This is a genomic window from Acinetobacter sp. YH12097, assembly GCF_013419225.1.
GTDB lineage: Bacteria > Pseudomonadota > Gammaproteobacteria > Pseudomonadales > Moraxellaceae > Acinetobacter > Acinetobacter amyesii.
The window spans coordinates 309,882-322,706 of record NZ_VPAN01000001.1 but is presented as its reverse complement, the minus strand read 5'-3'; the positions used below and the strand labels follow the sequence as shown (position 1 = coordinate 322,706).

Sequence of the window (12,825 nt, the reverse complement as noted above, 5' to 3'; positions counted from 1 at the left end):
GACACAACTTGAGCAGTTACATGCTGTACCACTTTGCAAAAATGATGCATAAACAATCAAAGAGAAGCAGCATATGTATTGATGGCATATATATTGCTTTATCTGATTTACAAAACATGACAAAAACATGGAGTTGCTATGCTGAAAGAAAATCGTAATACAACTTCAAATGGAATTGAGGGTTATGAGGCAAAGTTGGTTAATACTTCTGTCTCTACATTAAAAACTTTACCACTTGCTCGAGGATATGCGCTGTTTAATCAATTCAATTCGGATTTTTTTAATGAAATGCGCGACAGCAAAACGGTAGCTAAAGAATCATGCCAACGGATAGAGCAGTGGTTATCACAGCATACGCTTGATGAATTGAAGCAACTAAATCAGGTTGCAAAACAACATTTTCTCTATGAAGGCATTACTTTTACAGTGTATGGCGAAGATGAGGGCATTGAACGCACCATACCTTATGATCTTATTCCGCGTGTGATTGCACGAAAGGAATGGAATAATTTATCTCTAGGCTGCGCACAGCGCGTGAAAGCACTCAATCTGTTTTTACATGATGTCTATCATCAACAAGATATTTTAAAAGCAGGAATTATTCCTGAACTGCAAGTCTTAACCCATGAAGCCTATTTGCCACAAATGTATATGCATGGGCTAAAAGGTAAAATTTATAGCCAAATCAGTGGTATTGATATCATCCGAGATCAATCAGGCGAATTTTACGTCCTTGAGGATAATCTTAGAACACCGTCTGGTGTGTCGTATATGCTAGAAAGCCGTAAGATCAGTCAAAAACTGATGCCTGAACTTTGCCAGCAAAGCAACATCATGGGGATTGAGCAGTATCCGCAGCTTTTACGTGAAATTCTTGCAGAAAATGCCTACGTCAATAACCCGTTTATCGTGGTTTTAACCCCAGGGCGTTTTAACAGTGCGTATTATGAACATGCCTTTTTGGCAAGGGAGATGGATGTACCCTTAGTGACATCGCGTGACCTTTATGTAGAAAACGATAAGGTTTATGTGAAAACCATTAAAGGCCGACAACAGGTTGATGTAATTTATCGTCGTGTGGATGATGCTTTTCTCGATCCATTATGTTTCAAACCTGACAGTACTTTGGGCGTAGCAGGGCTTATGTCAGCGTATATGCAACATAATGTGGTCATTGCAAATGCACCGGGAACAGGCGTGGCAGATGATAAATCGATTTATCCTTATGTGGATAAAATGATTCATTTCTATTTAGGCGAACAAGCGATCCTGAAAAATGTGCCGACCTATCAATGTCGTGAGCAGAACGACTTGGACTATGTGCTGTCGAATATCGAAAAACTTGTGGTGAAAGAAGCACAGGGTTCAGGTGGATACGGCATGCTGATCGGTCCACAAGCCTCTTTACAAGAATTAAATAGCTTTAAAGATAAGGTGGCCGCAGCACCACATTTATATATTGCACAGCCGACTTTAAATTTATCTGTCAGCCCAACCTTAAGTGAGGCCGGTGTTTCGGAACGCCATATCGATTTGCGTCCATTTGTACTGAGTTCTCCATATCGAACTGAAATTGTACCGGGTGGTTTAACACGTGTCGCGATGCAAGCAGGTTCATTGGTAGTGAATTCTTCGCAAGGCGGCGGTATTAAAGATACGTGGGTAGTGGACGATTTACGCTCATAGCACTCCAGTGAAGGAGCAAAACATGATTTTATTAAACAGTAATGCAGAACATATTTTTTGGTTGGGGCGTTATTTAGCACGTACTCAATATTTATGCAGTATTTTCCCTTTTCAAGATGTTGATACGGCATTGAACTATGCACATGCTTTTTGTTTGCCAGCATTTGATGCCGACTCAATGAATGAGTTAGTTTTAAATGCGGAGCAGCCGGCGTCATTTTCCAGCCAATTTCAATATGCGCAAAGTAATATTCAGGACTTAAGGGGTGTACTTTCAGCAAAAAGTTATGCAGAACTCAGCCGTTTAATTCGTAATGCGAGTGATAACCCAGGTTATATCTGTGACGTGGTAACAGATTGCCAAGATGTTTTAGAGTCCGAATCTGAAGATGTATTTTTATTTTTTAGTTTAGGACAAGCCATAGAGCAGCTTGATCGCCAGTTACGCATGCAGCAGGACATTCAACACACCCTAGCGAAGATTGAACATATCGTATTGGCGTTGGTTCAGTTTGGATGGGAAAGCGTGCAAGAGGCATGGTTGGCACTTAAACAGCAGCCGAATAGCCAAAACTTCTACCATTTCAGTGATCATATCCAAAATATGTTTGAGGTGGCTGTATGAGGCTCATGATCAACCATCAGACCCATTATGTTTACACTGATGTGGTAAACAGAAGCATTCAATATATCAAAATGACCCCGTCCACCAATGCGCATCAACAAGTGCAAAATTGGGATGTGAGTGTGCCGGGGCAGCGTGATATGCAATTGGATACTTTTGGTAATGTGTGGTTGACCACAACGCAGCGCGAACCTTATCTGCAAATGACCATTATGGCGCAGGGCATCGTAGAGATGAATTTGAGTTCAAATGATTCAAATGCGGATGATTTAAACCCGAAATTGTTTTTACAGCCAACGCCGAGTACGCAGTACGATATTCACATGAAAAGTTTTGCCGATTGCTATGTCCCTCGTATCAATCGTGCCAATCTGATTCGTTTGGCTGAAGCGATATTGGCGCATATTCCCTATGTATCGAATCAAACATCGGTACATACTTCAGCGATTGATGCTTTTCATCATAAGCAAGGGGTATGTCAGGATCATAGCCATGTCATGATCGCAATGTGTCGCTATTTGGGTATTCCTGCACGTTATATTTCTGGGTATTTATTTGTGCCGAATAGTAGCCACCTTGCCAGTCACGCTTGGGTAGAAGTCTATATCGAAAATAAATGGTATTGTTTTGATGTCAGTAATCAGCTATTTACACCACAATCACATATTTATGTTGCGATTGGGCGGGACTACTGGGATGTAGCTCCAGTTCGAGGCGTTCGTGATAAAGGTGGTATTGAGTCTATGAGCTCAATTGTACAAGTGCTGAGTTGTTAATCATTTGAGGGATAAAAATGACCTATTGTTGTGCATTACGGTTAAAAGATGGCATGGTATTTATCAGTGATACACGGACAAATGCAGGTGTTGACCATATTTCAGTTTTTCGTAAACTTTATACCTTTGGTATTGCGGGTGAGCGATTTATTACCATCCAAACCTCTGGAAATTTAGCCACAACACAAGCAGTCATCGGGCATTTACAAAATCAACTAGAGGTCAAACAAGAGCCGAATTTATATAGTGTAAATACGATGTTCGAAGTGGCTGAATTGGTTGGGCATACCTTAAAAAAAGTCATCTCAGATGTCACATCCGATACTTTAGAACAAAGTAATTATTACTGTAGTTTATTGGTAGGCGGTCAAATTGGTAGTGCAGATATGCAGTTATATAACATCTATCCGCAAGGCAATTTTATTTGTGCGACACCGGATACCCCATATTTTCAAATTGGCGAAAGCAAATATGGCAAGCCGATACTCGACCGAACTTTGCGTTACGATATGCCACTCGATGAAGCAATGCGTTGTAGCTTAATTTCTTTTGATTCAACGATACGCTCAAATGTGTCTGTAGGTATGCCTTTAGATGCTTTGGTTTATAAAAAGGACAGTTTAGAAATACCAAATGGTAAGCGCATTTATGAAGAAGACCCATACTTCACCATGATCAGTAAAGGCTGGTCAGAGGCATTGCGTCAGGGCTTAATCGAATTGGCAAAACCAACAGCTGACTATTTTCAATAACGATTTGATCTACGAATAGATCAATTTAAAAAGCGAATAAAAAAACGAGATAAAAAAAGCCCAGAATTGATCTGGGCTTTTTGATTCGGCGGTATTAAGCTAATTTGCGGACAGGGCGCGCACTCATACGGCATAATAATTCATAGCCAATGGTTCCGTTCGCTTCAGCAACGTCATCAACCAGACGGTCTTTGCCCCAAAGCTCAACCTCAGTGCCTATTGGTGCTTGAATACCGGTGATATCGATCGCAATCATATCCATGGCAACACGGCCAATCACACGCGTTTTCTGACCGTGGATAGATACATAGTTTTGTTTAGGGAAGGCACGTGGATAACCGTCACCATAACCAATCGACACAATCGCAAGATCCATTTCTTGTTCTGCAACGAAAGTCGATCCATAACCCACAGATTCACCAGCTTGAATGGTATTTAAAGCAATCACTTCAGCGGTAAAGGTCATCACAGGTTTAAGATCTAAGGCTTCTACAGAACGATCTGCAAAAGGGGTCGCGCCATACAGCATGATGCCTGGACGAACAAAATCAAAATTCAGTTCCGGCCATTTGAAAATCGCAGCTGAGTTACAGCATGAACCCATGATTGGCGCACAGGCTTCTTTTACCTGAAGGAATTGTTCACGTTGTTGGTCATTTAAAGGATGATTTTCTGCGTCCGCATTGGCAAAGTGCATAGCCAGTACGCAAGTAAAACCTTCCGCCTTTAATGCATTGATGACATCAATGATTTCAGGCACTTTAAAACCTAAACGGTTCATACCGCTGTTGAGTTTGACCCAAACTTTTAGACCTTGAGCGATATAGGCATCTTTATGCGCACGTAACCAATCTAGTTGTTGCTGATGATGCACCACACATTCAATTTTTTTATCGATGATAATTTGCATTTCATCATCAGAGAAAATGCCTTCAATCAAGGTGATGGGCTGTTCATAACCCAACTCACGAATTTCTAAGGCTTCTTCTAGGCAAGCAACACCGAAGGCATCACTGTCTTTTAAGGCTGCTAAGCAGTCTTTAACTCCATGTCCATAAGCATTGGCTTTCACCATGCTTACAATTTTAGCGGTTGGGGCAAGTTGTTTGACACGGTTTAAATTATATTGAAGTGCTTGTTGATCAATATAAACTGTAGCTTGGCGCACCCTAAATACTCCTACAGGGTCGATGAATTAATGGATGATAAAAAGTCTTTACTCTTCATCATCATACTGAGCATAAAACTCAGGAGAGAGGTTACTAAATTTGGTGTATTGACCTTCGAAGGCAAGACGCACAGTACCAATTGGACCGTTACGTTGTTTACCAATAATAATTTCTGCAGTACCTGCTTCTTTAGACTCTTTGTTATAAACCTCGTCGCGGTAAATAAACATGATCAAATCGGCATCCTGCTCGATCGCACCCGATTCACGTAAGTCGGACATTACTGGGCGTTTATTGGGACGGTTTTCCAGTGATCGGTTCAACTGTGACAGTGCAATCACAGGGCAGTGCATTTCTTTAGCCAGTGCCTTTAAGCTTCGGGAAATTTCAGAGATCTCGCCAACACGGTTATCGCCCATACCGGGTACTTTCATAAGCTGTAAGTAATCGACCATGATACAGCCGAGTTTACCGCCGTGCATTTTGGCAATTCGTCGCGCGCGGGCACGTACTTCCGTTGGAGGTAGTGCAGACGAGTCATCGATATACAAATTCTTTTCTTGGAGATGCACAATGGTACTGGTCACTTTCGACCATTCATCTGCATCCATTTTACCTGCACGTAAATGCCCTTGGTGTACACGACCGAACGAGGATATCAAACGCATCGCAATCGAGTCCGCGGGCATCTCCATGGAATAAACCAGAGCGGGCAGGTTGTTATTAAACAGCACGCTTTCAACCAAGTTCATGGCAAAAGTAGTTTTACCCATCGATGGACGAGCCGCCACAATAATCAAATCACCTGCTTGCATACCTGATGTTTTATTATCAAGTTCAACAAATCCAGTAGTTAAACCCGTGATACTGCCTTCAGTTTGTGAAAGTTCATTCAGCTTATCAAAAACACTAGCAACGACAGAGTTAATGGCTTTAGGGCCTTGTGCTTTGGCGTTATTGTTGTGTTGTTCGGCAATCGAGAAAATATTGGTTTCTGCTAGATCTAAAATTTCACTGACCGTACGACCTTTGGTGTCATAGGCATTTTGTAAAATTTCTGAGCTGACTTTAATCATGCTGCGTAAAGTGGAAAATTCTTTAATTTTTGCAGCATAAGTTTCAAGGTTATAGAAACTTGAAGGTGAATCTGACATGAGTTGCATCAGATATTCTTCACCACCTGCAGCATCGAGCAAGTTTTGTTTAATCAGCCAGTCATTGACCAAGACCGCATCATAAGGTGAGCTATCTTTTGATAACTGGTCGATGGCACGGAAAATATATTTATGACGGGTCGCATAAAAATCAGCTTCATTCAGTACATCACCCACTTGCTCAAAAGATTCTGCAACGGTCATCAGTGCAGCAAGCACGGCTTGTTCAATCGCAAGGTTATGGGGTGGGGTACGAAACTCTTTCAACGAACTTTGTTCTGTGGTTTTTGCTGTTGGCGTAGAGTTTGGCTTGCTGGCATTCGCCTGTGACATAAAAATCCCTGATGCTGAAACCATTTAATGTGATGGAAATGGGTGCTAATTACAGTTTTTTCAACTCTTCATTGAACTGAAATGATAGGCGTTTTCTACAGAAATGCGAACAAGTATTTCCGATTAATTCGTCATACATTGAATTGAATGAAGAGTTAAAAATATAAAAAAGTTGGAGCACTATTTTTTACAGATAAAAAAAGAGCATGCGTAAGCATGCTCTTTTCTTTGCAAGAAATTACTCAGCTACGATAGTAACTAGAACTTCTGCAACAACATCATGATGCAATTGGATTGCGATGTTGAATTCACCAGTGTTGCGAAGCGCACCATTTGGTAAACGAACTTCTGCGCGGTCTACAACAAGACCAGCATTAGTTAACGCGTCAGCGATGTCACGAGTACCGATAGAACCGAATAGTTTACCTTCGTCACCAGCTTTAGCAGTGATCACGATGTTAACTTCGTTCAATTGGTCAGCACGTGCTTGAGCAGCAGCTAATACTTCAGCTTCTTGTTTCTCAAGTTCAGCACGACGAGCTTCAAATGCAGCAGTGTTAGCTTCAGTAGCAGCAACTGCTTTACCTTGAGGGATAAGGAAGTTACGGCCGTAACCAGCTTTAACTGAAACTTTATCGCCTAATTTACCAAGGTTTTTAATGCGTTGTAATAAGATAATATCCACAGCTCAACCTCACTTATGATTGTCAGTGTAAGGGATCAAAGACAAGTAGCGAGCTTGTTTGATAGCAAGCGCTAATTGACGTTGGTAACGAGCTTTAGTACCTGTAATACGGCTAGGAACAATCTTGCCGTTTTCAGTGATGTACTGTTTTAAAGTGTCGATATCTTTGTAGTCGATGTAAGTAACGTTCTCAGCTGTAAAGCGGCAGAACTTGCGACGACGGTAAAAACGTGCCATGTTATGTTCTCCTTATGCTTCAGCAGAGTCTTGAGCTTGTTGTGCTTCTTCACGTTGAGCTTTACGCGCACGTTTTTCTTCAGCACTCTTAGCCAATAGTGACTCTTCAGTGATAGCGTTTTCACGACGGATGATAAGGCTACGAATGATTGCATCGTTGTAACGGAACAATTCTTCTAGCTCATCAAGAGTAGTTTGACCACACTCAACATTCATAAGAATGTAGTGAGCTTTGTGGATCTTGTTGATTGGGTAAGCCAATTGACGACGACCCCAGTCTTCAAGACGGTGGATTTGACCTTCAGCTTCTTTGATGTGAGTTAGGTAACGTTCTACCATACCCACAACTTGATCGCTTTGGTCTGGATGTACCAATAGTACGATTTCGTAGTGACGCATTGTCAGCTCCTTACGGTTTAGGCAGCCCCAATCATTAATTGATTGAAGCAAGGAGTCACAACCAAAGTTGTGTCGCAATAATTGCGAAGCGTGAATTTTAGAGCGTTTAGGTTTGAAATACAAGGCATGGATTTAAAATGCTTGAGTTATTTATGGTTTAAGGCCGATTAGCGGTACGCAATAAAAACACCACATAACCTTTAAAATAAGGATCATTAATTAAATGTTGAGGTGCGTGCCAAAGGCCATTTTGTACAAGGCCTATTTTATAAGGTAGTTTCAATTTTGAGACTTTATTCAAATAGCTCGTGTAATTCTCGATCGTGACACTACCACGATAAGTTTGAATAGCGATCTCATCAATATTGCGTCGCAAAACACTGAGCGTTTGCTGATCTTGAATATTTGTCCAATCCATTAAACCAGTAATGCTTAAACGATATTTTTGAGGTAGTTGCTTTCGTATATTTTCAAGGAATAAGGCATATTGATGAATGTTTTTAGTTTTTGCGTCAAAATCGATTTGTAAGCCTTGGATCTGATTGCCGTTATTTTCCCAATGTTTTAGCCGCTGCAAAATTTGCTGAATATTGCTATTTGACCATTGTAAATGATGGCTACGGATTACAATCCAAATTTTCTGCTGTGGTTTATGGAGGACTTGAATGCCTTGAGGGATAAACTCGGATCGTTTTAAAGGTTTATTCCAATTCAATTCACCTTGTAAAATATAGAGCTCCGTGGCTTGCTGTAAGTAGGGGCTACTAGAAATATTGCCCCAAATCCAAAAACTTGAATAATGTGCTGCATCAACACGTTGCTGTAATTTGGTTTGAGCCTGTTGTGTTTTTCCAGATTGGGCAGGTGTGCAAGCAGAGCACAAACCTATACTCAAGATAAGCAAAAGTCGAAATGTTCTTGACCACTTGATCACCTGCAAAATCATCATCAATTACCAATAATATTTTAGAGATTTAGCCCAGCTGGTTTCTGGATAGTCGCGTTTGATTTGATCAAACCATTGTTTTCGAACCGACTTATTTACATCTTTGTCTTGGCATTCATTATTGCCACTTGGCGCATAACATTGAATGGCACGGTACAGCGCATAAGCCGTTAATTCAGATTTTGTCCCTGTTTTAATAATGTTTTTATATACATCGCCACGGGCAAAATAAGTCCCCTTGAAACTTTGCAGTGAATGATCAGGCAGGTAGTTGAGATTTAGTATGGTATAGGCTTGTGAACTACGCGCATATTCACCTAAGCATAAATTAAGGCTCAAGTCTTTTGGGTTGACTTGCAATTGTTGTGTCAAAGTTGCCAAGTCAGGACATTTAATCGAATTGCTCACGCTTGCACCTTTCCATAAGAAATTTGCAAATGATGGCTGATTGCGAAACTTCTCCGCAGTGTTTTGTTCAGTATTAAATTGAGCCGCGTTGCTTGGTAATTCACGGTACGCTTGGTTAAATAAATCAAAGTTTTGATAAGCCAATGACTTATTTAGTAGGGTATAAAGCGCTACATTTTTTTGATCTTGTGTGGCCACGTTATTTTTGACCACAGACATTAAACTTTGTTCATTCGCTGCATCGACTAAATATTGTTGCTGTAGATAAGCTTGCTTGATTTTGGCTGAAGAACCAATAAATTGTGCAGTATTTTGCTGTTGAGCATAGTAACGATACAGCATAAGTTCAGCCAATCCACGTTGTTCGGCGGTTTTGCTGATGGAAAGTAGGTTTTCCCAATATTTTTGAGTGGCCTGATTTCGCCCACTAGCTTCCAGAATACGGCCTTTAAGTAGTAACTGACTCAACTGTAGATAACTGTTGATGCTGCTCGGTGCTCGTTGTGGCAGATATTTGAGTGCTTCTTGTGCTTTGTTTTGCACATAAAATAAGTGATTTGCCTGCAAATACTGGAACAGTTCTAGTGAATCTTTAAAATAATTTTTCTGTGCGTTTAACTCAGCCCATGAAATGACCACATCATCTGCCGTTTCTTTTTTGCGCATATGCATAAGGTCATAAATGCTAAGAAAAAATGGATCTTTCAAATTTTTGACATTGAGTCTATTACTTTGAAAAACATGTCGATCTAATTCATAAGGTAGATTTGGCAATTCTAAATTATAGACGCTGGATGTTGGATGATTGATTTGCCAGACATATTCATTGATCAGTAAATCGTGTTTACCACTCAGCCAAAAACCACGTCTTAATAAACCGCGTGCGCTTGCTGCATATTGACCCTGCGGATAGAGCTTAAAGTACTGAGTAATGTTATTAAAAAAAGTGGTTAATAAGTTTTGATTGAGTTTGTCATGTACTAAATCACCATATTCACCAACACCACTTTGATAGGCTTCATTTAAGGTGCTACGAATCAGCATATATTGAGAAGTTTCTTTTAACCACGCTTGATCAACATTGGTTAGTACTGAATAAATCTTAGTCGCTGTGGAAAAGTGAGTATTATAAAAAGAGATCGTTGCATTTAGATAGGATACATATTGACGTGCAGCGGCAGACCAATTTGGATTCACGCTCAGTAAAGCTAATGTGTTTTCACAATTATTAATTTTTTCACGCTCATGGATCAACATGTCTTTTTCACTGCTTGAAAGCTTAGTGTCCGTTTTGACTTGTTGAATAAACGCGTGCGCACCATTTTGCAGGCTATTGCAATGCTCGTTATAGCTTAAATCTGGTGCTTTTAGAGGTTTGCGTGCATTTGGCAATTTATTGTGGCTATTCACTAAAAGACTGGAAACTTCAAAAGGAACTTTGCTATAGCTAGTTGTCCATAAAGTGGATTTTTCTTCTTGAATATTAAATTTGGCAATGCCTAAATCGCTAAGCAACAGCAGCATATTGGTTTGATTGTCATTTGCCGGCGTGAGCGCAGGCAATTCATTGCATGCAGTATAGGCAGTGGTCTGAATTTCAGTCGAAGGTTCACAATAGACATCCATACCTGCATGACTGTGTGCACTAAAGAAAATGCCAAAAGGAATACATGATGTGAAAAGAGCAGAGCGAAGAATTTTTTGTTGAGAAGACATAAGGCACAGTTATTTATAATTGTAGGTGCAATGATATCAAGTGGGGAAAGTTGATTGAAGATGCCTAGAAATAAAAAAAGATAGAGTAAAACTCTATCTTCTTTAAAAAAATACAATTGGCTTTAGAGGGGCAGTGGAGGTAAAACTAAAAATTAAACTAATCACTGTGATCAATTTGACCGAAAACATGAAATATTGTTTTGCCCAAACTTGATCATCTTCAGCTTTGAATCCTTGAATGGTTAAATAAATCCAATACAGACTTAAGGCATTCAGGACAATCATATAAATCCAATTGGCATAACCATAAAAGTATAAACCGTTCATGGTAATGCAGAACAAAATCACGTAAACCAAAGATTCAACCTTGGTTCGATGAATTGAACGTGCTACAGGTAAAATTGGAATTCCTGCATTTTTGTAGTCATCAAATCGGTAAACTGCAATTCCCCAAGAATGAGGCATTTGCCAAAATGCATAACCAATAAAAATCAGTAATGCACCTAAATCAAACTGGTTTGCAACTGCCGTATACCCGATTACAGGTGGCGCTGCGCCAGAAAGACTGCCGATAATGGTTTGATGGATTGTTGTTCGTTTTGTCCATAAGCTGTAAAAACCAACGTATACGACAAAACCAATAACAGCAAAAAGAAAAGCGTAAGCATTTACCCAGAACCATAAAATGCTAAAACCAATTACACCTAAAACTAAAGCAAAAACTAAAGCAACAGGAATCGAGATTGATTTTTTAACCATCGCACGATTTTGTGTGCGTTGCATTTTTGAGTCGATGTCTTGGTCAATAACGTTATTGACAACACATCCAGAAGCGACCACAAAGAGGGTGCCTAAGAGGGTAAGAAGCAACAGAAGGAAATCTACAGAACCTTGGGCAGCTACAAAGTAGCCACCCAAAGCGGTAACAAAGTTACCAAAGAGAATTCCTGGTTTAGTCAGGAATAAATACTTTTTCAGCATGACGACCAGTTTAGATCATCATGTTGAAGTGAAGGTAGTTCATAATCCACACAGAACCTACTAAAAGGATAGCAATTGTGAGGATTGTATAAACAAATGCAATCACGTTCCAGCGTTGCTCTGAAGAAGAGTTCATATGCAGGAAGTAAACTAACTGAATAAGAACCTGAGCAACCGCAGTAATCGCGATTACGGCAACCAATAGACCGCGGCTAAAACCACCTACCATTACCATACCGAATGGAATTACGGTAAGTAGAACAGAAAGGATAAAACCGATTGTATATTGTTTAACGTTACCGTGAGCTGCACCAGCAGAGTTATGATCGTGACTCATTAGATAACTCCCATCAAGTAAACAACGCTGAATACGCAGATCCAAACGATGTCAAGGAAGTGCCAGAACAAGCTTAGGCAAGCAAGACGACGAGTGTTTGGAAGTGTCAAACCATATTTCTTGATTTGGAACATCAACACAAGCATCCATACCAAACCAGAAGTTACGTGAATACCATGCGTACCAACTAGAGTAAAGAACGCAGATAAGAACGCACTTGTGCTTGGGCCATGACCAGCATGAACTAAATGGTTGAACTCATAAAGTTCCATGCCAATGAAGGCTGCACCAAATACCCAAGTAACTGCTAACCAAGTTAAAACTTGACCAACATTTTTCTTGTATGCTGCAAGAACAGCAAAACCAAAAGTTACAGAAGAGATAAGAAGGGCGAAAGTTTCAGTTAAAACGAAACCTAAAGATTCACCAAACAGCTCTTGTGCACTTGGCGTACCCACTGGAACGTGGCTACTTAATACAGCGAACGCGATGAAGAGTGTCCCGAAAAGAACCAAGTCACTCATCAAGTAAGTCCAGAAACCAAAGACAGTGATGTCAGTATCATCGTGATGATGATGCTCGTCATGTCCGTGGTTGTCGTGATGAAGTACTTCAGCCATT

14 protein-coding genes are annotated in these 12,825 nt (G+C 40.3%); 4 read left to right on the top strand and 10 right to left on the bottom strand.

Annotated features, from left to right (window positions below):
• Positions 1-138 precede the first annotated feature (138 nt).
• The 4 genes from FTU37_RS01440 to FTU37_RS01425 are packed head-to-tail and all read left to right on the top strand — an operon-like array spanning position 139 to position 3,839.
• Positions 139-1,686 carry a circularly permuted type 2 ATP-grasp protein gene (locus FTU37_RS01440; RefSeq protein ID WP_180123646.1) on the top strand — a complete coding sequence of 516 codons (1,548 nt, stop codon included), beginning with the start codon at positions 139-141 and terminating at the stop codon, positions 1,684-1,686.
• Positions 1,687-1,708: 22 nt separating this feature from the next.
• Positions 1,709-2,311 carry an alpha-E domain-containing protein gene (locus tag FTU37_RS01435; RefSeq protein ID WP_180084818.1) on the top strand — a complete coding sequence of 201 codons (603 nt, stop codon included), beginning with the start codon at positions 1,709-1,711 and terminating at the stop codon, positions 2,309-2,311.
• A complete protein-coding gene (locus tag FTU37_RS01430) occupies positions 2,308-3,087 on the top strand; it encodes a transglutaminase family protein (RefSeq protein ID WP_168377742.1) in 780 nt (259 codons plus the stop codon). The genes FTU37_RS01435 and FTU37_RS01430 overlap by 4 nt, the downstream gene beginning before the upstream one ends.
• A 17-nt stretch (positions 3,088-3,104) precedes the next feature.
• Positions 3,105-3,839 carry a proteasome-type protease gene (locus FTU37_RS01425; protein WP_180007906.1) on the top strand — a complete coding sequence of 245 codons (735 nt, stop codon included), beginning with the start codon at positions 3,105-3,107 and terminating at the stop codon, positions 3,837-3,839.
• A gap of 94 nt (positions 3,840-3,933) precedes the next feature.
• Here FTU37_RS01425 and alr read toward each other — a convergent pair whose 3' ends face one another.
• The 10 genes from alr to cyoC form a co-directional block, all read right to left on the bottom strand.
• Positions 3,934-5,007 carry an alanine racemase gene (gene alr / locus FTU37_RS01420; RefSeq protein ID WP_180123645.1) on the bottom strand — a complete coding sequence of 358 codons (1,074 nt, stop codon included), beginning with the start codon at positions 5,005-5,007 and terminating at the stop codon, positions 3,934-3,936.
• A 48-nt stretch (positions 5,008-5,055) separates the two neighbouring features.
• Positions 5,056-6,495, bottom strand: a complete 1,440-nt coding sequence (gene dnaB, locus FTU37_RS01415) for a replicative DNA helicase (protein WP_180123644.1) — start codon at positions 6,493-6,495, stop codon at positions 5,056-5,058.
• 238 nt (positions 6,496-6,733) lie between these two features.
• The gene (gene rplI / locus FTU37_RS01410) at positions 6,734-7,180 is read right to left on the bottom strand and encodes a 50S ribosomal protein L9 (RefSeq protein ID WP_078188585.1); all 447 of its coding nucleotides are present in this window, start codon (positions 7,178-7,180) and stop codon (positions 6,734-6,736) included.
• Between the two features lie 9 nt (positions 7,181-7,189).
• Positions 7,190-7,417 carry a 30S ribosomal protein S18 gene (gene rpsR, locus FTU37_RS01405; RefSeq protein ID WP_004278792.1) on the bottom strand — a complete coding sequence of 76 codons (228 nt, stop codon included), beginning with the start codon at positions 7,415-7,417 and terminating at the stop codon, positions 7,190-7,192.
• A gap of 12 nt (positions 7,418-7,429) precedes the next feature.
• The gene (gene rpsF / locus FTU37_RS01400) at positions 7,430-7,816 is read right to left on the bottom strand and encodes a 30S ribosomal protein S6 (RefSeq protein ID WP_004696436.1); all 387 of its coding nucleotides are present in this window, start codon (positions 7,814-7,816) and stop codon (positions 7,430-7,432) included.
• 157 nt (positions 7,817-7,973) lie between these two features.
• The gene (locus tag FTU37_RS01395) at positions 7,974-8,762 is read right to left on the bottom strand and encodes a DUF3142 domain-containing protein (RefSeq protein WP_180040406.1); all 789 of its coding nucleotides are present in this window, start codon (positions 8,760-8,762) and stop codon (positions 7,974-7,976) included.
• A 6-nt stretch (positions 8,763-8,768) separates the two neighbouring features.
• On the bottom strand, positions 8,769-10,886 hold the full coding sequence (locus tag FTU37_RS01390) for a hypothetical protein (RefSeq protein WP_180114055.1): 2,118 nt from the start codon (positions 10,884-10,886) through the stop codon (positions 8,769-8,771).
• A gap of 102 nt (positions 10,887-10,988) precedes the next feature.
• Positions 10,989-11,867 carry a heme o synthase gene (gene cyoE, locus FTU37_RS01385; RefSeq protein ID WP_078188583.1) on the bottom strand — a complete coding sequence of 293 codons (879 nt, stop codon included), beginning with the start codon at positions 11,865-11,867 and terminating at the stop codon, positions 10,989-10,991.
• Positions 11,868-11,877: 10 nt separating this feature from the next.
• Positions 11,878-12,204, bottom strand: coding sequence for a cytochrome o ubiquinol oxidase subunit IV (locus FTU37_RS01380; protein WP_180123643.1), 327 nt, complete (start codon positions 12,202-12,204; stop codon positions 11,878-11,880).
• On the bottom strand, positions 12,204-12,824 hold the full coding sequence (cyoC, locus tag FTU37_RS01375) for a cytochrome o ubiquinol oxidase subunit III (protein ID WP_078188581.1): 621 nt from the start codon (positions 12,822-12,824) through the stop codon (positions 12,204-12,206). Before cyoC ends, FTU37_RS01380 begins: the two co-directional genes overlap by 1 nt.
• Position 12,825: the final 1 nt, after the last annotated feature.

What these genes read in the sequence shown, in the direction of transcription:
- FTU37_RS01440 (WP_180123646.1), top strand. Translation starts at nt 139, where the DNA reads ATGCTGAAAGAAAATCGTAATACAACTTCAAATGGAATTGAGGGTTAT.
- FTU37_RS01435 (WP_180084818.1), top strand. Translation starts at nt 1,709, where the DNA reads ATGATTTTATTAAACAGTAATGCAGAACATATTTTTTGGTTGGGGCGT.
- FTU37_RS01430 (WP_168377742.1), top strand. Translation starts at nt 2,308, where the DNA reads ATGAGGCTCATGATCAACCATCAGACCCATTATGTTTACACTGATGTG.
- FTU37_RS01425 (WP_180007906.1), top strand. Translation starts at nt 3,105, where the DNA reads ATGACCTATTGTTGTGCATTACGGTTAAAAGATGGCATGGTATTTATC.
- dnaB (WP_180123644.1), bottom strand. Translation starts at nt 6,495, where the DNA reads ATGTCACAGGCGAATGCCAGCAAGCCAAACTCTACGCCAACAGCAAAA.
- rpsR (WP_004278792.1), bottom strand. Translation starts at nt 7,417, where the DNA reads ATGGCACGTTTTTACCGTCGTCGCAAGTTCTGCCGCTTTACAGCTGAG.
- rpsF (WP_004696436.1), bottom strand. Translation starts at nt 7,816, where the DNA reads ATGCGTCACTACGAAATCGTACTATTGGTACATCCAGACCAAAGCGAT.
- FTU37_RS01395 (WP_180040406.1), bottom strand. Translation starts at nt 8,762, where the DNA reads ATGATTTTGCAGGTGATCAAGTGGTCAAGAACATTTCGACTTTTGCTT.
- FTU37_RS01390 (WP_180114055.1), bottom strand. Translation starts at nt 10,886, where the DNA reads ATGTCTTCTCAACAAAAAATTCTTCGCTCTGCTCTTTTCACATCATGT.
- cyoE (WP_078188583.1), bottom strand. Translation starts at nt 11,867, where the DNA reads ATGCTGAAAAAGTATTTATTCCTGACTAAACCAGGAATTCTCTTTGGT.
- FTU37_RS01380 (WP_180123643.1), bottom strand. Translation starts at nt 12,204, where the DNA reads ATGAGTCACGATCATAACTCTGCTGGTGCAGCTCACGGTAACGTTAAA.
- cyoC (WP_078188581.1), bottom strand. Translation starts at nt 12,824, where the DNA reads ATGGCTGAAGTACTTCATCACGACAACCACGGACATGACGAGCATCAT.